This is a genomic window from Comamonas testosteroni ATCC 11996 (genome assembly GCF_000241525.1).
Lineage (GTDB): Bacteria > Pseudomonadota > Gammaproteobacteria > Burkholderiales > Burkholderiaceae_C > Comamonas > Comamonas testosteroni.
The window spans coordinates 14,565-37,800 of record NZ_AHIL01000027.1 but is presented as its reverse complement, the minus strand read 5'-3'; the positions used below and the strand labels follow the sequence as shown (position 1 = coordinate 37,800).

Annotated in this window: 24 protein-coding genes and 1 pseudogene; 12 read left to right on the top strand and 13 right to left on the bottom strand. The window is 62.4% G+C overall.

Features of this window, described 5'->3' with window-relative positions; genetic code table 11:
• Positions 1 to 12 precede the first annotated feature (12 nt).
• From CTATCC11996_RS11395 to CTATCC11996_RS11380, 4 genes are all read left to right on the top strand, one after another.
• Entirely contained in the window at positions 13 to 1,227 is a 1,215-nt protein-coding gene (locus CTATCC11996_RS11395) for an HD-GYP domain-containing protein (RefSeq protein WP_034348874.1), read from the top strand.
• Positions 1,228 to 1,314: 87 nt separating this feature from the next.
• Positions 1,315 to 2,403 carry a tRNA preQ1(34) S-adenosylmethionine ribosyltransferase-isomerase QueA gene (queA, locus tag CTATCC11996_RS11390; protein WP_003076200.1) on the top strand — a complete coding sequence of 363 codons (1,089 nt, stop codon included), beginning with the start codon at positions 1,315 to 1,317 and terminating at the stop codon, positions 2,401 to 2,403.
• A gap of 127 nt (positions 2,404 to 2,530) precedes the next feature.
• Positions 2,531 to 3,385 (top strand): Wzz/FepE/Etk N-terminal domain-containing protein, encoded by an 855-nt coding sequence (locus tag CTATCC11996_RS11385; protein WP_003076198.1) that lies wholly within the window; start codon positions 2,531 to 2,533, stop codon positions 3,383 to 3,385.
• Positions 3,386 to 3,488: 103 nt separating this feature from the next.
• Positions 3,489 to 4,415 (top strand): DMT family transporter, encoded by a 927-nt coding sequence (locus CTATCC11996_RS11380; RefSeq protein ID WP_238532407.1) that lies wholly within the window; start codon positions 3,489 to 3,491, stop codon positions 4,413 to 4,415.
• A 20-nt stretch (positions 4,416 to 4,435) separates the two neighbouring features.
• Here the strand turns inward: CTATCC11996_RS11380 and CTATCC11996_RS11375 are convergent, their stop codons facing one another.
• The gene (locus CTATCC11996_RS11375; protein ID WP_003076195.1) at positions 4,436 to 5,173 is read right to left on the bottom strand and encodes a uracil-DNA glycosylase; all 738 of its coding nucleotides are present in this window, start codon (positions 5,171 to 5,173) and stop codon (positions 4,436 to 4,438) included.
• 172 nt (positions 5,174 to 5,345) lie between these two features.
• Here CTATCC11996_RS11375 and CTATCC11996_RS11370 point away from each other — a divergent pair, with 172 nt between their 5' ends.
• A complete protein-coding gene (locus tag CTATCC11996_RS11370; protein ID WP_003076194.1) occupies positions 5,346 to 5,750 on the top strand; it encodes a winged helix-turn-helix domain-containing protein in 405 nt (134 codons plus the stop codon).
• 21 nt (positions 5,751 to 5,771) lie between these two features.
• Here CTATCC11996_RS11370 and trpC read toward each other — a convergent pair whose 3' ends face one another.
• The 6 genes from trpC to trpE all read right to left on the bottom strand — a co-directional run bounded on the left by trpC (position 5,772) and on the right by trpE (position 10,459).
• The gene (gene trpC, locus CTATCC11996_RS11365; protein WP_003076193.1) at positions 5,772 to 6,572 is read right to left on the bottom strand and encodes an indole-3-glycerol phosphate synthase TrpC; all 801 of its coding nucleotides are present in this window, start codon (positions 6,570 to 6,572) and stop codon (positions 5,772 to 5,774) included.
• The gene (locus tag CTATCC11996_RS25880) at positions 6,565 to 6,726 is read right to left on the bottom strand and encodes a hypothetical protein (RefSeq protein WP_003076192.1); all 162 of its coding nucleotides are present in this window, start codon (positions 6,724 to 6,726) and stop codon (positions 6,565 to 6,567) included. The genes trpC and CTATCC11996_RS25880 overlap by 8 nt, the downstream gene beginning before the upstream one ends.
• On the bottom strand, positions 6,723 to 7,766 hold the full coding sequence (trpD, locus tag CTATCC11996_RS11360; RefSeq protein WP_085959855.1) for an anthranilate phosphoribosyltransferase: 1,044 nt from the start codon (positions 7,764 to 7,766) through the stop codon (positions 6,723 to 6,725). Before trpD ends, CTATCC11996_RS25880 begins: the two co-directional genes overlap by 4 nt.
• 111 nt (positions 7,767 to 7,877) lie before the next feature.
• Positions 7,878 to 8,459, bottom strand: coding sequence for an anthranilate synthase component II (locus tag CTATCC11996_RS11355; protein ID WP_003068342.1), 582 nt, complete (start codon positions 8,457 to 8,459; stop codon positions 7,878 to 7,880).
• A 4-nt stretch (positions 8,460 to 8,463) separates the two neighbouring features.
• Positions 8,464 to 8,793 carry a chorismate mutase gene (locus CTATCC11996_RS11350; protein ID WP_003076190.1) on the bottom strand — a complete coding sequence of 110 codons (330 nt, stop codon included), beginning with the start codon at positions 8,791 to 8,793 and terminating at the stop codon, positions 8,464 to 8,466.
• 166 nt (positions 8,794 to 8,959) lie between these two features.
• Entirely contained in the window at positions 8,960 to 10,459 is a 1,500-nt protein-coding gene (gene trpE, locus CTATCC11996_RS11345; RefSeq protein WP_034348884.1) for an anthranilate synthase component I, read from the bottom strand.
• 439 nt (positions 10,460 to 10,898) lie between these two features.
• Between trpE and CTATCC11996_RS11340 the strand changes: the two genes are divergently transcribed.
• A complete protein-coding gene (locus CTATCC11996_RS11340) occupies positions 10,899 to 11,504 on the top strand; it encodes a chalcone isomerase family protein (RefSeq protein WP_003076187.1) in 606 nt (201 codons plus the stop codon).
• A gap of 1 nt (position 11,505) precedes the next feature.
• On the opposite strand, the gene speE is transcribed toward CTATCC11996_RS11340, so the two are convergent.
• The 4 genes and pseudogenes from speE to rpe all read right to left on the bottom strand — a co-directional run bounded on the left by speE (position 11,506) and on the right by rpe (position 14,451).
• The gene (speE, locus tag CTATCC11996_RS11335) at positions 11,506 to 12,396 is read right to left on the bottom strand and encodes a polyamine aminopropyltransferase (RefSeq protein ID WP_455580278.1); all 891 of its coding nucleotides are present in this window, start codon (positions 12,394 to 12,396) and stop codon (positions 11,506 to 11,508) included.
• A 21-nt stretch (positions 12,397 to 12,417) separates the two neighbouring features.
• A pseudogene (locus tag CTATCC11996_RS26585) lies at positions 12,418 to 12,771 on the bottom strand (S-adenosylmethionine decarboxylase family protein); the annotation flags it as partial.
• A gap of 138 nt (positions 12,772 to 12,909) precedes the next feature.
• On the bottom strand, positions 12,910 to 13,593 hold the full coding sequence (gene gph / locus CTATCC11996_RS11330; protein WP_003076183.1) for a phosphoglycolate phosphatase: 684 nt from the start codon (positions 13,591 to 13,593) through the stop codon (positions 12,910 to 12,912).
• A 177-nt stretch (positions 13,594 to 13,770) separates the two neighbouring features.
• Positions 13,771 to 14,451 carry a ribulose-phosphate 3-epimerase gene (gene rpe, locus CTATCC11996_RS11325; protein WP_003076181.1) on the bottom strand — a complete coding sequence of 227 codons (681 nt, stop codon included), beginning with the start codon at positions 14,449 to 14,451 and terminating at the stop codon, positions 13,771 to 13,773.
• 31 nt (positions 14,452 to 14,482) lie between these two features.
• Between rpe and apaG the strand changes: the two genes are divergently transcribed.
• The 6 genes from apaG to CTATCC11996_RS11295 all read left to right on the top strand — a co-directional run bounded on the left by apaG (position 14,483) and on the right by CTATCC11996_RS11295 (position 20,879).
• Positions 14,483 to 14,890: a Co2+/Mg2+ efflux protein ApaG gene (gene apaG, locus CTATCC11996_RS11320; RefSeq protein ID WP_019043152.1), complete on the top strand. Its 408-nt coding sequence runs from the start codon at positions 14,483 to 14,485 to the stop codon at positions 14,888 to 14,890.
• Between the two features lie 20 nt (positions 14,891 to 14,910).
• Positions 14,911 to 16,878, top strand: coding sequence for a site-specific recombinase (locus tag CTATCC11996_RS11315; RefSeq protein ID WP_003076179.1), 1,968 nt, complete (start codon positions 14,911 to 14,913; stop codon positions 16,876 to 16,878).
• 62 nt (positions 16,879 to 16,940) lie between these two features.
• Complete coding sequence (gene thiL / locus CTATCC11996_RS11310; protein WP_003076178.1) at positions 16,941 to 17,918, top strand: thiamine-phosphate kinase; 978 nt, start codon at positions 16,941 to 16,943, stop codon at positions 17,916 to 17,918.
• A 187-nt stretch (positions 17,919 to 18,105) separates the two neighbouring features.
• Positions 18,106 to 19,722: a DUF4139 domain-containing protein gene (locus tag CTATCC11996_RS11305; RefSeq protein ID WP_034348864.1), complete on the top strand. Its 1,617-nt coding sequence runs from the start codon at positions 18,106 to 18,108 to the stop codon at positions 19,720 to 19,722.
• A gap of 21 nt (positions 19,723 to 19,743) precedes the next feature.
• Positions 19,744 to 20,337, top strand: coding sequence for a phosphatidylglycerophosphatase A family protein (locus CTATCC11996_RS11300; protein WP_080569866.1), 594 nt, complete (start codon positions 19,744 to 19,746; stop codon positions 20,335 to 20,337).
• A gap of 23 nt (positions 20,338 to 20,360) precedes the next feature.
• On the top strand, positions 20,361 to 20,879 hold the full coding sequence (locus CTATCC11996_RS11295) for a CinA family protein (RefSeq protein ID WP_003076173.1): 519 nt from the start codon (positions 20,361 to 20,363) through the stop codon (positions 20,877 to 20,879).
• Here CTATCC11996_RS11295 and CTATCC11996_RS11290 read toward each other — a convergent pair.
• Both CTATCC11996_RS11290 and CTATCC11996_RS11285 read right to left on the bottom strand, forming a co-directional pair.
• The gene (locus CTATCC11996_RS11290) at positions 20,876 to 22,780 is read right to left on the bottom strand and encodes a TadG family pilus assembly protein (protein WP_003076172.1); all 1,905 of its coding nucleotides are present in this window, start codon (positions 22,778 to 22,780) and stop codon (positions 20,876 to 20,878) included. The two genes, CTATCC11996_RS11295 and CTATCC11996_RS11290, sit on opposite strands and share 4 nt — an antisense overlap.
• A gap of 21 nt (positions 22,781 to 22,801) precedes the next feature.
• Positions 22,802 to 23,227: a DUF3613 domain-containing protein gene (locus CTATCC11996_RS11285; protein WP_003076171.1), complete on the bottom strand. Its 426-nt coding sequence runs from the start codon at positions 23,225 to 23,227 to the stop codon at positions 22,802 to 22,804.
• Positions 23,228 to 23,236 lie beyond the last annotated feature (9 nt).

The window sequence follows — 23,236 nt, the reverse complement described above, 5'->3', positions numbered from 1 at the left end:
CCGTAGAAATTCATGTTGAAGCGAGTTGATGTCGAGCACCTTCGCCCGGGAATGTTTGTGCACGAGTTCTGCGGCTCTTGGATGGAGCATCCCTTTTTGCGTGCCAGCCTCCTGCTCGATCAGCCCAGGGACCTGGAACGTCTGCTTGCCACCACCATCCGCCAGGTGTGGATAGACACCGGCAGGGGGGCCGACATCGCCCCCGACATCACGCCCGCAGAGGTCTCCGAGTCGCCAGTCGACGAAGCTGTGCCGTGCTCGCCAGCACGGCTCACCAGAACCAGCGTGGAGTTGCAGCAGGCCCATCAGATCATTGGGCAGGCACGTGATGTCCTCAAGACCATGTTCAACGACGTTCGCCTGGGCCGTCCGCTGGACCTGCCTGCCTCAAGCCTGCTGGTCGACGAGATGGCCGAGTCGATCAAGCGCAACCCCCATGCCCTGATCAGCCTGGCGCGCCTGAAGACTGCGGACAGCTACTCCTATATGCACAGCATCGCGGTGTGTGCCCTGATGATCGGGCTGGCGCTCCGCATGGGCCTGGACGAACACCAGGTGCATCTGGCCGGTATCGCGGGCCTGCTGCACGACATCGGCAAGAGCAAAGTGCCTATCGAAGTTCTCAACAAGCCCGGGCCGCTGGATGCCGAGGAATGGGTCATCATGAAATCCCACCCCCGCTGGGGCTACGAACTCCTGCGGCCTCAGGGGCTGGACGATGCCGTCACCGACGCCTGCCTGCATCACCACGAAAAAGTCGACGGCACGGGCTATCCCGACGGACTGAAGCAGGACGACATCAGCCTGATGGCGCGCATGACGGCCGTCTGCGACGTCTATGACGCCATCACCTCGGATCGCCCCTACAAGCAAGGCTGGCACCCGGCGATTGCGCTGCAGCGCATGGCGCAATGGGCGCCCCATCATTTCGACAAAGCCATCTTCGAGCAGTTTGTGCAGACGGTAGGCATCTACCCGCTGGGCTCGCTGGTGCGACTGCAGTCGCAGCATCTTGCCGTGGTGCTGGATGTCTCGCCGACCTGTCTGCTGACCCCGAAGGTGCGGCGCTTTTACTGCCTCAGCCAGCAGCGCCGCATCACGCCCGAGATTCTCGACCTGGCCTGCCCCCATGCCAACGACAGCATCGTCGGGCGCGAAGACCCTGCCGACTGGCCCTTCAGGAATCTCAATGAACTCTGGAATCCAGCCACCGCCGCACAGCCCTGAAGCCGACAGCCCTAATGGCGATTTGCGACAATCGACCACTTGTTTGATTGAACTTGGAACGGGCCTCGTACGGCCCTCAAGCACCGCATGTCTTCCTGCTCCCGTGAATTCACACTCAGCGATTTCGACTTCGACCTGCCCGAATCCCTGATTGCCCAGCATCCCACCGCCGTTCGCAGCGCCTCGCGCCTGCTTGACGGCCGCAGCCTCCCTGCCACCGACCGCATCTTCCGCGAACTGCCCGATCTGCTGCAGCCCGGCGACCTGCTGGTCTTCAACGACACCAAGGTCATCAAGGCACGCGTCTTTGGTGAAAAGGCCAGCGGCGGCAAGATCGAACTGCTGGTCGAGCGCGTGCTGCAGAACAACGAGGTTGTGGCCCATATGCGCGTGAGCAAGAAGCCCTTGCCCGGAGCCAAGATCCATCTTTGCGGCGGCCTCAAAAACGGCGGTTTCGAAGCCACGCTGCTGGGCCGCTGGCCGGACGAGAACGGGCCGCTATTCCAGCTTTCCTTCAAGGGCAACCAGGGCGAGTCGCCCTATGAGTTGCTGGAGCAGTTCGGCCACCTGCCACTGCCCCCCTATATCGAGCGCCAGCAAAACGCCGACCACGACCCGGATGAAAAGGAAGACAGCGAGCGCTACCAGACTGTGTTCGCCGCCCACCCTGGCGCGGTCGCGGCACCGACCGCAGCCCTTCACTTTGACGAAACCGTGCTTGCCGCCCTGCAGGCCAAGGGCGTGGAGCGCGCCAGCGTCACCCTGCATGTAGGTGCCGGCACCTTCCAGCCCGTCAAGACCGAAAACCTTGCCGACCACACCATGCACAGCGAGTGGTACGACATTCCCTTGCCCACATTGGCCGCCATGGAGCGCTGTCGCCAGCGCGGCGGCCGCATCATTGCCGTGGGCACCACCACGGTGCGCACTCTGGAGTCCTGGGCCAAGTACGGCAATATCAGCGGCGACACCAGCATCTTCATCACCCCGGGATTTCAATACCAGGTGGTCGATTTGCTGATCACCAACTTCCATCTGCCCAAAAGCACGCTGATGATGCTGGTCAGCGCTTTCGCGGGCTATGAACACATCATGGGCATGTATCAGCATGCGATTGCCCAGCACTACCGCTTCTTCAGCTATGGAGACTCCATGCTGCTGGAGCGCCATCGCTGATCTGCAACACATTGGACCCGCCACCCCAGCCCCTGGCATATAGAGTTACAGAAAATCTGGGTCCAATCTTTTCTTGGTGGTAGATTTCATTGTTTTGTCAAAATGCTTATTCATTTTATAAAAATCAATGGAAGCTCAAGCCCCACAAGATGAAGAGTTGGATCTGCTGGATCTGTTGGTAACTCTCGCAGAAAACTGGAAAATTCTGATTTTCGGCCCGCTACTGGCGGGCATTGCTGCCTATGGAATTGGCTTTGTGATTCCCAAGACCTACGAAAGCAGCTCATCGGTTCAGGTTGAGCGTGCCGGCTCCAGCTTTACCGCCCCCATGGCCGCAAGCTTGGCCATGTCTGCAGACGTGCTGCACCAGATTGCCCCCGTTGCGGGCCTGGACGATGGCCTGACCAACGAAGCAATCTATAAAAAACTCAGCAAGCGCATCACCGTCAATGTCGGCAAGCAGGACAAGCTGCTGAATATTGCAACGCAGGCCAAATCGCCTGAAGCGGCTCAAAAGCTCAACCAGGCGCTGCTGGACACCTTGTTTCCTCTGAGCAGGCCGCGCGGAATGGAAAAAAAGCAGCTGGAAGTGCAACTGGCCTCCGAAAAGACGCGCCTGGAGGAGTCCCTCAAGCTCGAGCATGACACCTCCGCCAATCTGTCCTCCGGGAAAAGTGTCAGCGAAGCGACCAGCCGCCTCTATGGCGAGCTGCTGACCGCCAACAGCAATCGCCAGAAGGGGATCCTGGACATGGAGCGCCGCCTCGGCGGCCTGGACAATGACGATGTGATCCAGATGCCGACCCTGCCCGAAGGCGCTATCAAACCCAAGAAATCCATGCTGGCCATTGGTGCGGCTGTGGGCTCCGGCTTCATCCTGCTGCTTTTTGTGTTCATCCGGCAAGCGCTGCGTGCCGCCAAGGAGTCTTCGACCGAGCGGGCCGAAAAAATTGCGCGTATTCGTAACGCCATGCCCTGGTAAACCTTCGCCACCCATCCCATGCCCGCACCTAACAGTGCGGGCATTTTTATGGGCGGCGCAACCAACTCAGGCAGCCTCCTGCACCTAGAATTCTGCGATTCTCTTGTCGCAAATCGCTACGGACATGCTCCCCCGCTGGCTCTCGCCCACACTTTCACCGTCAGCGCAGTCTGCCATCCGCGGTGTTCTGCTCACCATATTCGCCTGTGCGCTGTTTGCCGTTCTGGATAGCGCCACCAAATTCACGGGCACGCTGCTTCCGACTCTCATGGTGCTGTGGCTGCGCTTCATGGCCCAGGCCATGGTCACCAGCGTGCTGGTTTTGCCTCGGCACGGCTTTTCGGCACTGAGAACCCAGAACTTGAGGTTTCAGCTTCTGCGGGCAGCTTCAGGGCTTTTGACTACGGTCTGCGCCTTTTTCTGCATAAAGAACATGCCTTTGGCCAATTTCACAGCCATCTGGTCAGCGGCTCCGCTGTTTATCGTGGTCGCATCGGCACTCTTCTTCAAGGAGCAGGTCAGTCCTGCCCGTTGGTCGCTGCTGGTGATCGGCCTGCTGGCAGTGATTGCCATTGTGCGGCCGGAAAACGACGGGCAGTCCTTGGGCCTGGCCGCCCTGTGGCCGGTTGGTCTGCTGATATCGGGCACCACCTACCAGGTCCTCGGAAGTCGCCTGTCGCGCCTGGACTCGCCTCCGACCACCCAGCTCTACTCGACCTGGCTTCCCTTGCTGCTGACCACTCCTCTCATGGGCTTTGTGTGGCAGCCCATCGATCAGTGGCAGATCTACGCAGCGGCAGCTGTGATGGGCCTTTGCAGCGGCATTGGCCACCTGATGCTGCTGCAGGCATACACCCACGCCACGCCCGCAACCGTGGCGCCTTTCCTCTACAGCCAGATCGGCTTTGCCATGCTGATGGGCTGGCTGTTTTTCGGACAGCTTCCCGACAGCACATCGCTGATCGGCATGGCGGTGGTGACGCTCAGCGGCCTGATGGGGGTCTGGCTGGGGATCAGGGAAAAGCGCTGAGACAGCCCAATCCGGCCATCTCAATAGCCTTGTCTGAGCTTGAACTCCCGGGCCTTGCCGAAGTGTCCGTTACCGATAAAGGGCACGGGAGGCCTCAGAGCCGATAGTGGTGAAGGGTGGTTGCTCATCAGCACCAGATGACCACGATCCTGAGGAATGAACACACGCTTGGACTGGGCGTGCGAGCCCCAGAGCATGAAGACCGTGGGCCGCCCCTGCTCGGCGACATGTCGGATGATGGCATCGGTCAGCTCTTCCCAGCCTTTTTTGGCATGGCTTGCGGCTTGCCCTTCTTCCACCGTCAGGCTGGTATTGAGCAGCAGCACACCATGCTGAGCCCAGCTCACCAGGCTGCCGCCGGGCTGGGGAAAAGCCGGAAACGGCGTGCCCAGCTCGCGCTGCATTTCCTTGAAGATGTTCTGCAGCGAGGGCGGAACGCGCACCCCGGGGGCAACCGAGAATGCCAGCCCTTCGGCCTGCCCACGGCCGTGATAGGGGTCCTGCCCGAGAATCACGACACGCACGTCCTCTGGCGGTGTCAGCTCCAGGGCCCTCAAGGGGGCAGGGGGAAAGATCACGGCGCCGGCACCCAGTCTTTGCTGCAAAAACTGCAGCAGCTTCTGGCCCGTGCTCCCAGCAAAGAAAGGCTCGACAACGGCTTGCCAGCCGGTTGAGACTGGCCAGTCCTGCGGATCTGCACTCATCAACTGGGTAGGCGCAGCGGTGTTGGCACTCATGCTCTGGCTAGTGAAGTTCATGCGTGGATTCTCTCAACTTCCACGCCCACCTCGAATGATTTCCTCAAGGGTTCTCACCTATTTCGAGGCTCAAAATACCTGATTTCAGTGAGTGACACATTCTGACAATTTGCAAAGAATCGACTCCAACATAGCTGACCACCTGGCGGCTCAGGCTCACAAGGAGTTATTCATGCACACATCTTCTGCCAGTCACTCACAAGCCTCTGCCGCGCAGGCCTTCTTTTCATGCGCCCGCTCCGCCTTCAGCCTGAATCCCCAGGGCTTCAAGTTTGCCGACTGGGAGCTGCGCCTGCGCTCGCGCAGCCTCATCAGCGCTGCCGGGCATGAGGTGGGGCTCACAAAGAGCGAGTTCGCGCTGCTGCTGGCCCTGCTCAAGCGCCCCAGGCAAATCATGAGCCGTGAACAGATCATGGATCTGACACAGGCCGAAGATGATGTCTTTGACCGTGCCATCGATGTGCAGATGCTGCGTTTGCGCCGCAAGGTCGAAGCATCGAGCCGCGCGCCCATGCTGCTCAAGACCAAGCGTGGCGCCGGCTATTTTCTGGATGCCGATGTGCAGGTTCTGCGCTGAACCTGCACACCGGCCAACCCTTTATTGAAACAACTGGGCCAGGGCCTCGCCCGGCTCGCGGGCACGCATGAATGCCTCGCCCACCAGGAAGGCGTCAATGCCCGCCTCACGCATGGTCTTCACATCGTCCCTGGTCAGGATGCCGGACTCAGTCACCAGCAGGCGATCGGCGGGCACATCCTTCTTGAGGGCAATCGTGGTCTGAATATCGACCTCGAATGTGCGCAGATTGCGGTTGTTGATGCCCACCAGCGGCGTCTTGAGCTTGAGTGCTCGTTGCAACTCCTGGCCGTCATGCACTTCCACCAGCACATCCATGTCCAGGCTGTGCGCAATCTGCTCCATCTCCGCCATCTGCGCATCGTCCAGGCAGGCAGCGATCAGCAGCACGCAATCGGCGCCCATCACCCGCGATTCGTAGATCTGATAGGGGTCGACCATGAAGTCCTTGCGCAGCACCGGCAGCAGCGTGCTCGCGCGGGCCTGCTTGAGATAGTCGGGTTGCCCCTGGAAGAACTGGCGATCAGTCAGCACCGACAGGCAGGCAGCACTGATCTTGCCGTCCCCCACCATATAGCTCTGGGCGATATCGGCAGGATCGAAGTCGGGACGGATCACGCCCTTGCTGGGGCTGGCCTTCTTGACTTCTGCGATCACGCCGGCTTGTCCCTTGGCGATCTTGGCACGGATGGCGCCCACGAAATCGCGCGTGGAGACACGGCTTTGCGCATCGCGGCGCATCTCGGCAAACGGCACGGCCTTCTTGGCGGCAGCAACTTCCTGGACCTTGACGTCGCAGATTTTCTTGAGAATGTCAGACATGGTTTTCCTTGTTGGTGGCGGCATCCGCCGGGCCGCGCAAGACCTTCACGATGATGCGGTGCATGCCTATGCCCACCACGATGAACAGCAGGGAGATGCCCAGCACGATCCAGGTGCCGGGATCGCTCCAGATGGGCGCATCCAGCAGGCTCATGCCGCTGCCTGGCCGAGCTTTTGCGAATAGGCCACCAGTTCCTGGAGCTTGGCCAGTGCCGCGCCGCTGTCGATGGCCTGTTGCGCACGCTCCAGCCCCTCTTCGATCGAGCCGGCCACATTGGCGGCGTAGAGGGCGGCGCCGGAGTTGAGACAGACGATATCGCGTGCCGGGCCTTGCTCACCCTGCAGCACGCCCATCAGCATGGCCTTGGACTCCTCGGGATTCTCGACCTTGAGCGAGCGCGTGCCCGCCATGCGCAGGCCAAAGTCCTCGGGGTGTAGTTCGTATTCGCGCACCACGCCGTCCTTGAGCTCGCCGACCAGCGTGCCCGCGCCCAGGCTGATTTCATCCAGGCCGTCGCGGCCGTAGACAACCAGCGCATGTTCGGCGCCCAGGCGCTGCAAGGCACGCACCTGGATGCCGACCAGGTCTTCATGGAAGACCCCCATCAGGATATTGGGCGCGGATGCCGGGTTGGTGAGCGGGCCCAGGATGTTGAAGATGGTGCGCACGCCCAGCTCCTTGCGCACGGGGGCCACGTTCTTCATGGCCGGATGATGGTTGGGCGCAAACATGAAACCGATGCCCACATCGCGTATGCAATCGGCGATCTGCGCGGCGTTGAGGTTGATGTTGACGCCCAGCGCCTCCATGGCATCGGCACTGCCCGACTTGCTGCTGACGCTGCGCCCGCCATGCTTGCTGACCTTGCCGCCCGCCGCCGCAATCACAAAGGTCGAGCAAGTCGAGATGTTGAAGGTGTTGGCGCCGTCGCCGCCGGTGCCGACGATATCGACCAGATTCCTCTTGTCGTGCACGTTCACCTTGTTGGAGAACTCGCGCATCACCTCGGCCGCAGCCGAGATCTCGCCAATGGTTTCCTTCTTCACGCGCAGGCCGGTGATGATGGAGGCCGTCATCACGGGCGAGAGCTCGCCGCGCATGATCATGCGCATCAGGTGCAGCATTTCGTCATGGAAGATTTCACGATGCTCGATGGTTCGCTGCAGCGCTTCCTGGGGAGTGATCATTGCAATATCTCTCTATGTTTTTGATAGCTGTCTCCGCTTATCAGCAATCGATTTCCTATTGTTTTCATTCTGAAATCAAGCAGTGACATACGCTGACAGCTATCAATAAATCAACAGTTATTTCTGGTCGAGGAAGTTCTTCAACATGGCATGGCCATGCTCGGTCAGAATGCTCTCGGGGTGGAACTGCACGCCCTCGATGGCCAGCTCGCGGTGGCGCACCCCCTGGATTTCACCATCTTCGCTGGTCGCCGTGATTTCAAGGCATTCGGGCAGCGTGTTCCGGTCTATGACCAGGGAGTGATAGCGGTTGACCGTGAACTGCCTGGGCAAGTCGGCAAACACGCCCTTCTGGTCGGTGCTGATCACGCTGGTCTTGCCGTGCATCTGCTGGCCCGCCCGGATGATGTCGCCGCCAAAGGCCGCGCCAATGCTCTGGTGACCCAGGCAGACGCCCAAAATCGGCAGCTTGCCTGCGAAATGCTTGATCGCCGCCACCGAGATGCCCGCCTCGTTGGGCGAGCAGGGGCCGGGCGAGATCACCAGCCGCTCGATGCCTTCACGCGCGATCAGCGCCTCGACTTCGGCCACCGTGGTTTCGTCATTGCGCACCACGGTCACCTCCGCGCCCAGCTCGCCAAAGTACTGGACGATGTTGTAAGTAAAGCTGTCGTAGTTATCGACCATCAGCAGTTTCATGGTCTTACTCCCCTGATTTCTTGGGTTCACGCAGACGCGCAAATTCCTGGTGTTCGTAGTCGATGCAGGCTTCCATCAGCGCGCGATAGACGGTCTCCATCACATCGGGCTGGCCGCCCTCCTGCGCCGTGCGCTCACGCACGCGACTGACGATGGCTTCGATACGCGCCTCATCGCGCACCTGGCCCACGTCTTCCTTGATGCGTGCTGCCTGCTGCATATAGCCGATGCGGGTGACCAGCAGCGGCACCAGCACATCGTCGAGCGCATTCACATTGCGGCGCACATCTTCCATGGTGGTGCAGTGCTGCACCTTCTCAATGGAACGATTCATTGCATTTCTCCATCGCGTGTCAGGTCAGTCACTGCACTCAAAGCTGTTGCAGCGCCTTGCAGGAGACGGCCAGCAAGGGCCGCCCCGCAGCGTGGGCTGCCCCAGCAAAGGCCGTCGTCCCCCTTCAAGGGGGAAGGTGCGCAGCGCCTCAGGGGGTAGTCGTTTTTCATTCCAGACCTTCCTCAACCAGTTCTGCGGCGCGCAGCAAGGCGCGGGCCTTGTGCTCGGTCTCTCTCCACTCCAGCTCGGGCACGGAGTCGGCCACCACGCCGGCAGCGGCCTGCACATAAAGCACGTTGTCCTTGATGACGCCGGTACGGATCGCAATTGCCAGATCCATGTCGCCGGCAAAGCTCAGATAGCCGCAGGCACCGCCGTAGATGCCGCGCTTGCCGGGCTCGAGCCGATCGATGACTTCCATGGCATGCACCTTGGGCGCGCCCGTCAGCGTGCCGGCGGGGAAGGTGGCCTTGAAGACATCCATATTGTCCATACCGTCCTGCAAGATGCCTTCCACATTACTCACGATATGCATGACATGGCTGTAGCGTTCCACGGCAAAGGCTTCGGTCACCTTGACGCTGCCGGTCCTGGCAATGCGGCCGATATCGTTGCGCGCCAGATCGATCAGCATCACATGCTCGGCACGCTCCTTGGGGTCGGCGATCAGCTCCTGCTCGGTGGCCTTGTCGGCCTCCACCGTATTGCCGCGCGGACGGGTGCCGGCCAGGGGTCGAATCGTGACCTTCTGGCCGTCGGGCGTGCGCTCCTGGCGCACCAGGATCTCCGGGCTGGCTCCCACCACATGGAAATCTCCGAAATGGTAGAAGTACATATAGGGGCTGGGGTTGAGCGAGCGCAGCGCGCGGTAAAGCGACAGCGGCGAGGCCGTGAAACGCTTGTGAATGCGCTGGCCCACCTGCACCTGCATGAAGTCGCCCGCCGCAATCAGCTCCTTGGCCTTTTGCACGGCATCCAGATAGTCCTGCTTGTCGAAGCTACGCTCTGCGGGATAGCTTTCACCGGCACGAATCTGCGGCGCGCTGACCGAATAGCGCAGCTGGTCCTTGAGCTGGCGCAGGCGCTTCTTGGCGCGGGTATAGGCCTCTGCCTCGCCGGGGTTGGCGTAGACGATGAGGTAGAGCTTGCCCGAGAGGTTGTCGATGACGGCGACCTCTTCGCACTGCAGCAGCATGATGTCGGGCGTGCCCAGGCTGTCGGGCGGGCAGCTGCCTTCAAGCTTTTTCTCGATGTAGCGCACGGCGTCATAGCCGAAATAGCCGGCCAGACCGCCGCAAAAACGCGGCATGCCGGGCGTGACGGCCACTTTGAAGCGCTGCTGATAGGCCGCGATGAAGTCCAGCGGATTGCCGCCGGCAGTCTCCACCACCTTGCCATCGGTCACAACCTCGGTCCTGGCCTGGGCACCGAAGCCCGAGGCGCGCACAAAGCTGCGTGCCGGCAGGCCGATGAAGCTGTAGCGGCCGAAGCGCTCGCCGCCGACGACGGATTCCAGCAAGAAGCTGTACTTGCCGTCGCCATTGGCATGGGCCAGCTTGAGATAGAGAGACAGCGGGGTTTCGAGGTCGGCAAAGGCCTCGATCAGCAGCGGGATGCGGTTATAGCCTTGGGCCGCAAGCGATTTGAATTCCAGTTCCGTGATCACGGGAGAAGCTCCGGGAGTCATGGCGCATGGTGCATCTGCACGGATGGATTACAGGGCAGATGACGCGTTTGAAGAGAGGATGCGCCGGTTCATTCCAATTGGCCCGAAGTATGCAATGCATGGGGCCGCGGGGTGCACGCCGGGCTCGTGCCGGGTGCTTCAGCAGTTCAGATGTGCAGGCTTACGCCAGGGCCAGGCTCCCCGGTCTCCACAACCTGCATTGAACGTGCGATGAATGAACATGATGCCGGACAGTGTAGCGCATGAACTGCGGAATTTCTCCGCAGTCCAGATACCCAGGGAAAGACCCATCTCAAAGCCCCATGCTGGGGACAGTCCTTATTGCGACGAAATCTGGCAGACACAAATATGCACGACCGTTCGCAATTCAAGGCCACCTGCAGAGCAGGCCAGGAACAACCAACACGAGGAGACATTCATGCCCAGCTTACGTTGGCCACAGGCTTTGCTGCTGGCCGCTGCGCTTGCCAGCTTCGCCACCCATGCTCAGGAGCGTCCGACTGACCCCGTCAAGTTGCATGGTGTGAACTACGCACCCAGCTTGCAGTTGCAGGGTCAGGCCCTGCAGCTCAACGGTGCAGGCACCCGCTACAAGGCCGTTTTCAAGGTCTATACCGCCGGCCTGTACCTGGAAAAGCCGGCGCGCAGCCTGCAGGAAATCGCTGCCCTGCCCGGGCCCAAGCGCATCAGCGTGACCATGCTGCGCGATATCGACTCGGCCGAGCTGGGCAAGCTGTTCTCACGCGGCATGGAAGACAATATGGAGCGGGCCGCCTTCTCCAAGCTGATTCCGGGGGTGATGCGCATGAGCGAAATCTTCACCCAGCACAAAAAGCTGCTCGCGGGCGAGAACTTCATGGTGGACTGGCTTCCCGGCCAGGGCGCCATCGTGACCGTCAAGGGCCAGCCACAGGGCGAAGCCTTCAAGGAGCCCGAATTCTTCAACGCCCTGCTGGGCATCTGGCTGGGCCCCAAGCCCGCCGATCAGCAGCTCAAGAAAGCGCTGCTGGGCGAGGCAGGATGAATCACTTGAGCAGCTCGCGGTAATAGTTGGGCAGCGCAAACAGCGCGCCGTGCACCTGCTCGTTGTAGTACTGCAGATCCCGCACTTTGCGCTGCCTGAGGCGTTCGGCCAGCTGCGGCGCCTTCAGCTCCAGCGGATCGAGCTCATCGGAGGCCAGGGCCAGCCCCCAGTAAGCGCCGTAAAGCGGAATGTAGAGGCCGTAGCAGCGCACCACGGCAAACTGCTGATGCAGGCTGCGCACCAGCTCCGCCACCTGCGCACCGTGAAAGACAGGGCTGCCCAGATGCAGCACCAGCGCACCGCCCGGCGCCAGCACGCGCTTCATGCGTGCCAGCGAGTCAGGTGCATACAAGGCGCTGGCAGGCGTGTCAGGGTCGGTCAAATCCATGAGTGCCAGATCGAAGCGCTCATCGCTTGCATCCATCAAGGCCAGACCGTCGCCTATACAGACCTCGACACGCGGATCGTCGAGCGCGCCCCGATGCACGGACTGCAGATGCTGGCGCGAGAACTGCACCACAGCCTCATCCAGCTCAGCCAGCACCACGCGCTCGATGCTCGGGTGCTTGAGCAGCTCCTCGGCGGCTCCGCCATCGCCGCCTCCCAGAATCAGGGCCTTGCACGGCGCGGGGTGGGCCATGGCGGCCGGGTGCACCAGCGCCTCGTGATAGAAAAACTCCTCGCCCTCGGAGGTCATGAAGCAATCATCCAGACGCAGCACCTTGCCGAACTGCGGCGTCTGCAGCAGCTCCAGCTTCTGATACGGGGTCTGCTGCGTCTGCAGCGCCGTGGCGCGGTAACCAAAGCGCGCATGGGGCGTGAGCTGCTCCGTGGCCCAGCCGGATTCGGGCCCGGGTGCAGGGTCCACATCATGGTCCGCCGACTGCGCCATGCCGATGTCGCCGCGCATCAATTGCTGGCGCAACACCTTTCGGGGCGCAAAAGCGTCGATCACGCCTTCCATCAGCCTGCGGGCCTTGCCCGAGTTGTCGGCCGAAAAATTGCACACATAGACGTCGATGGTGACACTGCCCGTCTCGGGCCAGGTATGTATGGCCAGATGAGACTCCGCCAGCAGAACCGTACCCGTCACCCCGCCGGGCTGGCCTTCATAGGGCGGAAACTTCACCCAGGTGTCATCCACCAGGGTCAGTCCCGAGGCCGCAGTCTGTTCGCGGCAAAGCCCGGCGATGGCATCGGCATCGAGCATATAGCGCTCGCAGCCTGCGCATTGGTAAAGGTCGGCAGTCAGGTGCAGTCCGTGCATGTGGCGTGAGTCCCCCTTTGTTCTCTGCCGACCGCACAGTGATGCAGGAGCCGGCATGGATTCAGACAAAGCGACCGACTCTAGCAAATATGCTTATCCGCACTCTTTCATGCCAGATATGCGGACAAAAACACAGCATCACGCAACAAGCTGCGCCAGCGAATCCAGATGAGCCCTGGCCTTGACCGCCGTGATAGGCTGGCCGTGGTTGTAGCCGTAGGTCATCAACACCACGGGGCAGCCCGCTGCATGGGCAGCCTGGGCGTCGTTGCTGGAGTCGCCCACCATCAGCGTGCGCGCGGGATCGCTGCCCAGAGCCTTGCAGGTCTCGACCAGGGGCATGGGGTCGGGCTTTTTGCGCGCGAAGGAGTCGCCACCGAACACACAGTCGAAAAAGCCGTCCAACCCCTTGGCGGCCAGCAGGGGCTGGGCAAAGGACAGGGGCTTGTTGGTCAGGCAGGCCATGCGCAGGCCCAGGGAGCGCAGGGCATGCAGACCCTGGGCCACGCCCGGGTAGACATCGGCGAACTGGCCGTTGATGGCCAGGTAATGGTGCTCGTAACGCTGCCAGGCCTGGGGATACAGGACGTCGATATCCGCAGCCCCCACATGGGCCAGCACCGAGCGGATCAGATGCTCGCTGCCCTTGCCCACCATGTTCTCGATGATCTGCGGCTTGATAGCCGGCAATTGCAGATCGGCCAGCATGCGGTTGAGCGCTTCGGCGAAGTCGCCCAGCGTGTTCACCATCGTGCCGTCGAGGTCGACCATGACGGCATCCAGTTCCAGAGCGGCGGCGGGAGCGGGCAGATTCAGCTTCATACAACTATCAATTCAGTAGCTGCATGCGCTTTTCAATATTGGGCTTGCAGCCAAAAAACTAAAACATCCATCCCCCGACTCCCAAAGCCGCGCTCGTGTATCGAGCGCAGCCGAAGTCAGGGCTGGGAACCAGGCCTGGGCGGCCTCGCCGCCTCTGTGCAGCGCCTTAAGCGGGAGTCAGGCCAGATTCTTGCGCATGGTGTCGATGACAGCCTTGTAATCGGGCTTGCCGAAGATGGCGCTGCCTGCCACAAAAGTGTCGGCACCGGCATCGGCCACTGCACGGATATTGGCTTCCTTGATGCCGCCGTCCACTTCCAGGCGAATGTCTTTGCCAGAAGCATCGATCAACTTGCGGGCCTTTTCGATCTTACGCAGCGTGCTATCAATAAAGCTTTGACCGCCGAAGCCGGGGTTCACGCTCATCAGCAGGATCAGATCGATGTCTTCGATCATCCAGTCCAGCACCTCCAGCGACGCGGCGGGATTGAACACCAGACCGGCCTTGCAGCCGTGAGCCTTGATGTTTTGAACACTGCGGTGCACATGCAGCGACGCATCGGGGTGAAAGCTGATGTAGTCCGCACCTGCCTTGGCAAAAGCCGTGGCGAGATCGTCCACGGGCTGCACCATCAGATGCACGTCGATGGGCACGGGCTTGCCGTCGGGTGTGACCGAATGGGGCTTCAAAGCCTGACAGATCATGGGGCCGAAGGTCAGATTGGGGACGTAATGGTTGTCCATCACGTCGAAGTGGATCCAGTCGGCGCCGGCTGCAATGACATTACGCACTTCTTCACCCAGACGGGCGAAGTCGGCTGACAGGATGGAGGGGGCAATACGGTAGGTGGGGCTCATGGATTGCAATTGTCGCAGTTACCATTAGCTCATGCCGATGAATGAGTTTCTGGTCCAAGTCCAGCCCGCCTACCTGCCCGAGCAATCCGCCCCGGCCGCCGGCGTCTATGTGTTTTCCTACACCATTACCGTCACCAACACGGGTGAGGTGCCCGCGCAGCTGATTGCGCGGCACTGGATCATCACCAACGAGTTGGGCCATGTCGAAGAGGTCAAGGGCCTGGGCGTGGTGGGCCGACAGCCGCTGCTGCAGCCCGGTGAATCCTTCGAGTACAGCAGCGGTTGCCAGCTGCGCACGCCCACGGGCACCATGCGGGGAAGCTATCTCTGCGTGAATCACGAGGGCGAGACCTTCGAGTGCGAGATTCCGCTATTCGTGCTGCAGATGAATGAGTCCGGCGACCCCATGCCCATGCCCGAGAAGCGCGTTCTGCACTAAGGCGGCCACCCCACATTTGCATGAAGAAAAGCACTCTTGACCTGCCCGGCCTGCTGGCGTCCCTGGATCCCGACGCAGGCCTTGCACAACGCCATCTGTGGCTGATCCATCTGGCCGAGTGGATACGCGCAGCCGAACCCTCTGTCGAAGGCGCCGTGCAGCGCGTGAAACAGATCGTCGAGGCCTTTGAGGCCGACCCCGAAGCGCTGGCCCGGCTGCGCCGCTGGAGCCAGACGCTGATGGAAACGGTGGACATCACCGCCCTGCTGGCCGATTTCGGCTTTGCCCCGCGCACCGCCATGGCGAGCGAAGTGGCCGAGCGCCTGCGCTACAAGCTGCTGCCCAGCACGCCCGAGACCGAGGATGCCTCCGAGCTGTTCATGCTGGTCTTTCCCGAGCGTTTCGACGCCCGCTGGCTGCATGCGCTGGACAGCCAGCTCATGGCCCGCATTACCACCTTGCTGACCCCGCAGCAGCAGGATGAAGGCGTGAGCTTCTGGGAGCGTAACCTGCTTGACGCCATCACCTATTGCGCGGGACAGATTCTCTCCACAGGCTTTGCCCCGGAGCTGCGTCTGCGCATGAGCGAGCAGGCACGCGAGGAAAAGCCGTTTCATGCGCTGATCCACGATGTGGAAAACCTGCGTGTGGAGGTCATGCTGCCGCTGCGCACCACCGACAGGCGCGACGCCGCAGCCGCCCAGCTGCGCGAACGGCTCGAGGCCTGCCGCGCCGCCGTATCGTCGGTGTACTCCTATGTCGAGGCCGAAGGCATTTCCGTCGGCCTGATCTTCCGCCTGCGCCAGGTGCGTGCGCGCATTCTGCGCATTCGCCGCCTGCTCGATTGCCTGCTGGCAGAAGACCGCGCCTACGAGACGTCCGAGCTGCTGTCCAACCTGGTGGCCGTGGGCATAGAGCGCCGAAGCGTGCGTGCGCTGATGTCCACCAACTCATCGCTGCTGGCCGCCAAGGTGGCCGAGCGCAGCGCCGAAACCGGCGAGCACTACATCACCCGCGACGGCAGCGAATACCGCAAGATGGTGGCCAAGGCCGCGGGCGGCGGCTTTGTGATGGCCTTCACCACGCTGGCCAAGTTTGCGCTGTATGCGCTGGGCCTGTCCGTCTTCTGGTCGGGACTGGCTGCGGGCTTCAACTACGCCATCAGCTTTGTGCTGATCCAGATGCTGCACTTCACGGTGGCCACCAAGCAGCCTGCCATGACGGCGCCTGCCATGGCCGCCAAGCTCAAGGACATCCAAAGTGATGGCTCCATCCAGGAGTTCGTCGATGAGGTTGCTCATCTGGTGCGCTCCCAGGTGGCTGCCATTCTGGGCAACGTGCTCATCGTCTTCCCAGGGGCGTTGCTGCTGTCGCTGGGCTATGCCTATCTTGTCGGCCACCAGGCGCTCAGCACCCCGCATGCGCGCCAGGTGCTGGACTCGCTGAGTCTGCTGGGGCCATCCGTGCTCTTCGCCGCCTTTACCGGCGTGCTGCTGTTTGTCAGCAGCCTGATTGCCGGCGGTGCGGAAAACTGGTTTGTGCTGCGCAACATCGATTCGGTGATTCGCTACAACCCGCGCATCACCCGCTTTCTGGGCACGGGCCGCGCGGATCGCTGGGCAAGCTTTTTGCGCAAGAATGTCTCCAGCCTGGCGTCCAATATCTCGCTGGGTTTCATGCTGGGCCTGGTTCCTGCATTTGCGGCCTTCTTCGGCCTGGGACTGGAAGTACGCCACGTCACCCTGTCCACGGGCCAGATCGGCGTGGCCGTGGCATCGCTGGGCTGGGAGGTGCTGCATGACGATCTGCTGTGGTGGGCCGTGGCCATGCTGCCCTTCAATGCGGCGCTGAATGTGGGGGTGAGCTTCTACCTGGCTTTCCGCGTCGCCCTGCGTGCCCACAACGTCAGCGGCGTGGACCGCTCGCGCATCTACAAGGCTATACGCCAGCGCTTCTGGCGCAGGCCGCTGAGCTTTTTCTGGCCTTGACCATCAACCGCCGCCGACCAGCGGCCCACCAGGCCGCAGCATCGCGGGCGGCCAGAGACTTCATGGGTGAATTCGATCTGATCCGCCGCTACTTCCAGCGCCCTGTGCGTCGCGCCGCCCTGGGCGTGGGCGATGACTGCGCGCTGCTGGCCCCGGCCCCCGGCATGCAGCTGGCCATCTCCAGCGACATGCTGGTCGAGGGCCGCCACTTCTTTGCCGATGTGAACCCGCGCCTGCTGGGTCACAAGGCTCTGGCCGTCAACCTCAGTGATCTGGCCGCCAGTGGTGCCAGGCCTCTGGCATTCACGCTGGCCCTGTCCCTGCCCGGTGCCGACGAAGCCTGGATCAGCGAATTCGCGGCCGGCCTGCTCACCCTGGCCGATGCCCATGAATGCGAGCTGATCGGCGGCGACACCACGGGCGGCCCGCTCAATATCTGCATCACCGTATTTGGCGAAGTCCCTGCCGGCCAGGCCTTGCTGCGCAGCGGCGCCAGGGCCGGCGATGAGATCTGGGTCAGCGGCACTCTGGGCGATGCACGCCTGGCACTGGAGGCCATGCTGGGCCATGCGCCCTTGCCTGCCGAGTTGCTGCAGCAGGCCCGCCAGCGGCTTGAAGCCCCCACGCCGCGCGTGGCCCTGGGCCTGGCGCTGCGCGGCATTGCCAGCAGCGCGCTGGATGTCAGCGACGGCCTGCTCGGCGACCTCGGTCATATCCTGGAGCTGTCCAGTGTCGGCGCCACAGTAGACAGTCGCTGCATCACGCCCTTGATGGCTGCAGCCGCCTATCCGCAAAGCGATGCATGGCAATTCGATTCAAAGCTGCAGCAGCAATGCACGCTGGCCGGCGGCGACGACTACGAGCTGTGCTTTACCGCCCCCGCAGCCCGGCATGCCGACGTACTGGCAGCAGGCTCTGCCAGCGGCACGCCGGTGCATCCCATAGGCCGCATCGATGCCGAGCCGGGTCTGCGCGTGATCGATGCGGACGGCACCCTGCTGCAAAACCGCTGGAAGTCCTTCGACCACTTCGGCGGATGAACGCAATGAACGCGGCCCGGACGCAAGAGGCGCCAGGACAGGGATAGGAAACCGCCTGGGTTAAGCTCAAGCCCTTGGGGCTTACGCAAACAGGAATGCAACAAGGGCCTGCCTGCTGAGGCAGTCGTCTTGCCTGAACCCGTTTTGCGTAAGTCATGTCCCTGTCCACTGCCCACAAGAGCTGCCAATGTGTTCAAGCCGTCTTCTGCCTGTGTCCATGGTCTGTGTCGCAGCTGCTTTGCCCGGGCTCGCCCTGGCCGACGCCAGCAGCCTCAGTGTCTCTGGCAATCGCGCGCCCATCACCGAGGTCACGCTCTATCCCGGCATCGCCGCCGTACAGCGCGAGGCACGCATCGACGCCCAGACCCGCCTGCTCAGCTTTGAATGCCTGCCCGCCAGCGTGGATACGCAGAGCCTGCAGATCAGCGGCGATGAAGGCGTGCGCGTGGGTGAGATCAAGACCCTGATGCAGTCCAGGCAGATGGCTGCCAAGGAATGCACCAGCCCGCTGGATCAGCAGATTCGCGGCCTTGAGGATCAGCTCGCGAACATCGAGGCCGAAGAAGGCGCCGCCAGGCTGGTGGGCGATTTTCTGCAGGGCATGAGCAAGCCTGGTGACGAAGCCAGAATCAGCCCCGCGCAGATTGCCGGCACCAGCCAGGTCCTGCGCCAGACCAGCCGCGACAACAGCCTGCGTGCCCACCAGATTCAGCGCCAGAAGCAGGATCTGCTGGCGCAATTGCAGCCCTTGCGCCAGGAGCGCGACCGCACGGGTTCCGAGCAGTCTCAGGTCATGAAAGTCAGCGTGCAGCTGGCCAGCGCACGCGCGGCCAATGTGCGCCTGAGCTACCAGGTGCGCGGGCCGAGCTGGCAGCCCAGCTACCGCGCCCAGTTGAACACCACCAAGCAGCAGGTGCAGCTGGAGCGCCAGGCCCTGGTCGTGCAGGCCAGTGGCGAGGACTGGAGCAATGTGCGCCTGCGCCTGTCCACCGGCCAACCCAGCCGCAGCACCCAGGGTGTCATGCCACGCCCCTGGACGGTGGATATCGCCCAGCCGCTGCCCCCCGCCGTACCGGCGCCGGCCCCCGTCGCCATGATGGCGCGCAGCGGAGCCCGGGCGATGCGCGAAGAGGCAGTGGCACCGGACTTGCCAGTGCTCGATGTCTCCAGCATCAACACGGCCTACAGCACGCAATTCATCGTGCCGTACAAGATCAGCGTGCCCTCCAGCGCCGAGCGCATCACGCTGTCGCTAGGTCAGGAAAATCTGGCCACCAGCTTACTGACCCGCACCGCGCCGGCCATGGAAGAGGCGGCCTATCTGATTGCCACGCTGCAGGCTCCGCCAGGCATCTGGCCGGCGGGCCCGGTAGCTCTGTTCCGGGACGAGGCGCTGGTTGGCAACGGCAGACTGGACTTCGGCAACGCCCAGGCGCTGGCGCAAGGACTGTCTTTTGGTCGCGATGAAAACGTGGTGGTGCGCCGCCTGCCTGCGCAAAGCCACACCGGCAGCGGCGGCTGGGCCAGCAGCAAAACCGAGCGCAGCATCGTGCGCCACTACGCAGTGGAAAACCGCCACAACCAGCCCATCGCGCTGCAGGTGCTGGACTCGGCCCCTGTTTCGCGCAATGAGCAGATCAAAGTGCAGTCGCAATACAGCCCGCAGCCCGCCACCACCAGCTGGAATGCGCAAAACGGCATGGTTGCCTGGGAGCAGAATCTGGCCGCCCGCAGCACGACCCAGTTCCAGGCCACGCACCAGATCCGCTTCCCCGAAAACCAGCCCATCACCGGCCTGCAGTAAGGCAGCGCGTATCATCACGCCATGACGGATGATCTATCAGATAGCGCCGCAGCGCATACGGATAGTGCGCAAGCAGCTATCAATAACAAAGCAAGCCACGGCATGAGTGCGGCAGGAATCGCCCACCCCAGCGTGAAGTTCATGCTGCAGCATCCGGCCCATCTGATTGCTCTGGGCTTTGGCTCCGGCCTGCCCCGCGTCGCCCCCGGCACGGTGGGCAGCCTGTGGGCCTGGCTGGCCTATCTGGTGCTGGCACTGTGGCTGAGCCCGGCACAGATCGGCTGGCTGATTGCCGCCAGCATTCCCGTAGGCTGGTGGGCCTGCACCGTCACCGCAAAGCATATGCGCGTGGCAGACCCCGGCCATATCGTCTGGGACGAAGTGGTCGCCATGTGGATTGTTATGTGGCTGTGCATGCCCATGGGCTTCTGGGGTCAGCTCACCTGCTTCGCTCTGTTCCGCTTTTTTGATGCCGTCAAGCCCCAGCCCGTCAAATGGGCCGATCGCCTGTTCAAAGGCTTCGGCCCGCGCGGCGGCTGGGGAATCATGTGGGATGACCTGGTAGCCGCCTTCTGCACTCTACTGGTCGTGGCCCTCTGGCGGCATTTCTTCTGACCGCGCAAGCCATGGAGGAGACGATGAGCACACAAGCAAGCGGCATCGAAGAACTGGTGCGGCAACTGGCCGCCAGGCTGACCGAAAAAGGCTGGATGCTGGCCACCGCCGAAAGCTGCACCGGCGGCATGATTGCTGCAGCCTGCACCGATCTGGCAGGCTCCAGCCAATGGTTCGAACGTGGTTTCGTGACCTACTCCAACGAGGCCAAGACCGAGATGCTGGGCGTGCCTGCCGAGCTGATCGCCAAGCACGGCGCCGTCAGCGAGGAGGTCGTGCGCGCCATGGCCGAAGGCGCCATACGCAATTCACGCGCCCAGGTCAGCATTGCCGTGACGGGGGTTGCGGGCCCGAGCGGAGGCTCTGCCGAAAAGCCTGTGGGCACAGTCTGGTTCGGCTGGAATGTGGATGGGTGCAGTATCAGCGAGCTGCAGCAGTTCGCCGGTGGCCGCTTCGCCGTGCGGGCCGCAACGCTTCGGCATGCCCTGGCGGGGCTGCTGACGCAACTGAATGCTGACTGCCGGACTAGCCAGCGGGCTTAGAACACCAACTGAACATCGGCAGCGCAATTGAGCTGCACGCCCACGTCGGTGGTGGCCAGGTCTATGCCCAATACCTTCAGCAGCACATTGACCAGTGGGTCGAGCAAGGGCGACAGCACCTGACCGATCAGAGCGGCAACGGCGCCACTCAGCCCACCCAGCAGATCGAACACAGTCCCTAGCAAGGCGGTTAGAAGGCCGTTGGGGCTGCCGGTCGCGGGAATGCGCGTCAGCTGGATTTGACCGACTGTCGGAGCCAAGCTGCCGACGATATTCTTTGCTGCCACGCTCTGGTACAGCGGCGCCTGCTCAAGCCGCGGCGGATTTACGAAGACATGCGGATCGACGATGTTCTCGCCCACGGGCGAGTCCACGGATGCGCCCAGCCCACCGAAATAAAGCGGGGTACGTCCGGCGCCATTGCACCCGAGGCAACCGACGTCGGCCACGACCAATGGCTGCACTATGGGATAGACCTTGGAGGAAAATGCCGCTTTCGCGGCATCTGCCGGCGTATTGCCCATCCTCCCTATGCGCAGGTTGGAGACGGCCGTGGTGCTGCGGGTGTGCAGCCATTTGTTGCCGGCCTGACAAGAGTAATCCGTCAGCCTCGCGCTGCCGCTGCCCACATCCAGTGCTATGTCCAACCTCACAGGCGGTGGCAGCACCTGGATATCCATCCATTTCGGAGGAATGCCTCCGAGCAATAGATTCACGGTCGTCAACACAGGCGACAGCAGCACCAGCACGCCATTGACCAGGCCCGTTACGGCCGAGGCCAGCGGCACTTCCGCCGAAATCAGCGTGCGCACCTGTGCCGTGCGCACAAAAATGGCGTGCTCGCCCGTGGGATTTTGCTTGGCCAGAGACGGATCGCCTATAGCAGACAGCTGCGGCGGCTCTATCACCTTGAGCTTGACAGAGATGCCCACCAGACCCAGCGGCAGATCGAGCGCCGCCACGGCCGCACTGTTGGCGTTGCCTAACTGCGCGACTGCCTGCACGAGATCAAAGGCGCGCAGCCCCAGGTCCAGCGCCGAAGCCGGCAGACCTGTCTGCAGCTTCAACAGTTGGCCCAGCGTCAATGGCACTCCGCCCACACTGACGGCGGCTTGCACGAGTTTTTGCAGCGCATCCACGACCACTCCTGCCGTCTGCTGCTGTCGCACCACGCCCAGCAAGGCGGTGAGCACGCTGCCTACACGCGCATCGGCTTTGAGCAGCCCGTCGTAATCGCCGGCAGCCACATTGAGTTGGACCGCCAGCGCATCAAGAAATTGCAGCAAGCTCACCCGCGTATCCAGCAAACCCTGCCAACCCACGGCATCGATTTTCACGCTCGACTGCAGCAGACCGCTGAACAGCGCATCGAGCAACGGCGACTGACTGCTGTCTACGCTCAGCAGCGTGCTTCGAACGCTCAAGGCCGCCGCAGGGGGCTTGCGCGCCGCGGTGGCACTGGCAACCACCAACCGCCCCTGAGCCTGCCCGGCCGACAGGAGGAAGAAGTACGGCACGCCGCGTGTCACAGTGACCCGGCTCGCATTGAAGGGCGTACCACCAGCCACGAAATAGTCGGTTGCACCGCCCGCACGCCGGGGACTCCAGCTGCCGCACTCCACGACAAGCGCATCGCCATCGAGCGCAGCTTCATTCAGCCCGTTTTGCCGCGCACTGCTGCGGGCATTGTCCTGGCAGGCCGAAACTACGGTCGCGGCCCCCCCCAACGCCGCCAAATCAGCAATCTTCTGCAACTCGCGCTTCTGCCAGAACATATTGCCGATATCGATGGTTGCCAGGCAGATCACAGCAATCATCAGCCATAGCGCCCCCAGCATCGCCACGGAGCCCGATTGGCGACGAGTGCGAAGACGGCTCAGGCCTTTGGCAAAAGACTGCATGCAGAGAACCTCTCTGGCCGCTTAGCGGCTACCACCTGTCTTGCTGCCCACTTGTGTTTCAGCGCTCTCCGGGATCTTGTGGGTAAAGCTCTCCAGATAGCGCTGATAGCTGCGCTGGGCCACATCGCTTGTCACGGGATAGGCATTGCGCGATGCGTACTGGCCGCCGGCCTGCAGCGCCAGCAGATGGCTGGTGGCATCGCCCACACGATTGCTTGCCGGTGGCGTCAGGGAGGCATTGCCCGGAGCCGGAGTCTGAGTCACTGCGGCCTGCGCAGTTGCTGCGGGCATCGCTGCCGCACTTCGGGGCGCACTCATATTGGTCACGCCTGTGGTGAGGTCGGTACTGCTGCTGGCCTGCGCCAAGGCGACCGAGGCCATGCCCAGTGCCATCAATGCCAGGGTGAATGCGCGGGCCCATGGGATGGATGCTGTCTGCGTATTCATGGGGACTAC

Bases quoted from the DNA above. Each gene is read 5' to 3' on its own strand.
- CTATCC11996_RS11395 (WP_034348874.1), top strand. From the start codon at position 13: ATGTTGAAGCGAGTTGATGTCGAGCACCTTCGCCCGGGAATGTTTGTG.
- queA (WP_003076200.1), top strand. From the start codon at position 1,315: ATGTCTTCCTGCTCCCGTGAATTCACACTCAGCGATTTCGACTTCGAC.
- CTATCC11996_RS11385 (WP_003076198.1), top strand. From the start codon at position 2,531: ATGGAAGCTCAAGCCCCACAAGATGAAGAGTTGGATCTGCTGGATCTG.
- CTATCC11996_RS11375 (WP_003076195.1), bottom strand. From the start codon at position 5,173: ATGAACTTCACTAGCCAGAGCATGAGTGCCAACACCGCTGCGCCTACC.
- CTATCC11996_RS11370 (WP_003076194.1), top strand. From the start codon at position 5,346: ATGCACACATCTTCTGCCAGTCACTCACAAGCCTCTGCCGCGCAGGCC.
- trpC (WP_003076193.1), bottom strand. From the start codon at position 6,572: ATGTCTGACATTCTCAAGAAAATCTGCGACGTCAAGGTCCAGGAAGTT.
- CTATCC11996_RS25880 (WP_003076192.1), bottom strand. From the start codon at position 6,726: ATGAGCCTGCTGGATGCGCCCATCTGGAGCGATCCCGGCACCTGGATC.
- CTATCC11996_RS11355 (WP_003068342.1), bottom strand. From the start codon at position 8,459: ATGAAACTGCTGATGGTCGATAACTACGACAGCTTTACTTACAACATC.
- CTATCC11996_RS11350 (WP_003076190.1), bottom strand. From the start codon at position 8,793: ATGAATCGTTCCATTGAGAAGGTGCAGCACTGCACCACCATGGAAGAT.
- CTATCC11996_RS11340 (WP_003076187.1), top strand. From the start codon at position 10,899: ATGCCCAGCTTACGTTGGCCACAGGCTTTGCTGCTGGCCGCTGCGCTT.
- speE (WP_455580278.1), bottom strand. From the start codon at position 12,396: ATGGCGCAGTCGGCGGACCATGATGTGGACCCTGCACCCGGGCCCGAA.
- gph (WP_003076183.1), bottom strand. From the start codon at position 13,593: ATGAAGCTGAATCTGCCCGCTCCCGCCGCCGCTCTGGAACTGGATGCC.
- rpe (WP_003076181.1), bottom strand. From the start codon at position 14,451: ATGAGCCCCACCTACCGTATTGCCCCCTCCATCCTGTCAGCCGACTTC.
- apaG (WP_019043152.1), top strand. From the start codon at position 14,483: ATGCCGATGAATGAGTTTCTGGTCCAAGTCCAGCCCGCCTACCTGCCC.
- CTATCC11996_RS11315 (WP_003076179.1), top strand. From the start codon at position 14,911: ATGAAGAAAAGCACTCTTGACCTGCCCGGCCTGCTGGCGTCCCTGGAT.
- thiL (WP_003076178.1), top strand. From the start codon at position 16,941: ATGGGTGAATTCGATCTGATCCGCCGCTACTTCCAGCGCCCTGTGCGT.
- CTATCC11996_RS11305 (WP_034348864.1), top strand. From the start codon at position 18,106: ATGTGTTCAAGCCGTCTTCTGCCTGTGTCCATGGTCTGTGTCGCAGCT.
- CTATCC11996_RS11300 (WP_080569866.1), top strand. From the start codon at position 19,744: ATGACGGATGATCTATCAGATAGCGCCGCAGCGCATACGGATAGTGCG.
- CTATCC11996_RS11295 (WP_003076173.1), top strand. From the start codon at position 20,361: ATGAGCACACAAGCAAGCGGCATCGAAGAACTGGTGCGGCAACTGGCC.
- CTATCC11996_RS11290 (WP_003076172.1), bottom strand. From the start codon at position 22,780: ATGCAGTCTTTTGCCAAAGGCCTGAGCCGTCTTCGCACTCGTCGCCAA.
- CTATCC11996_RS11285 (WP_003076171.1), bottom strand. From the start codon at position 23,227: ATGAATACGCAGACAGCATCCATCCCATGGGCCCGCGCATTCACCCTG.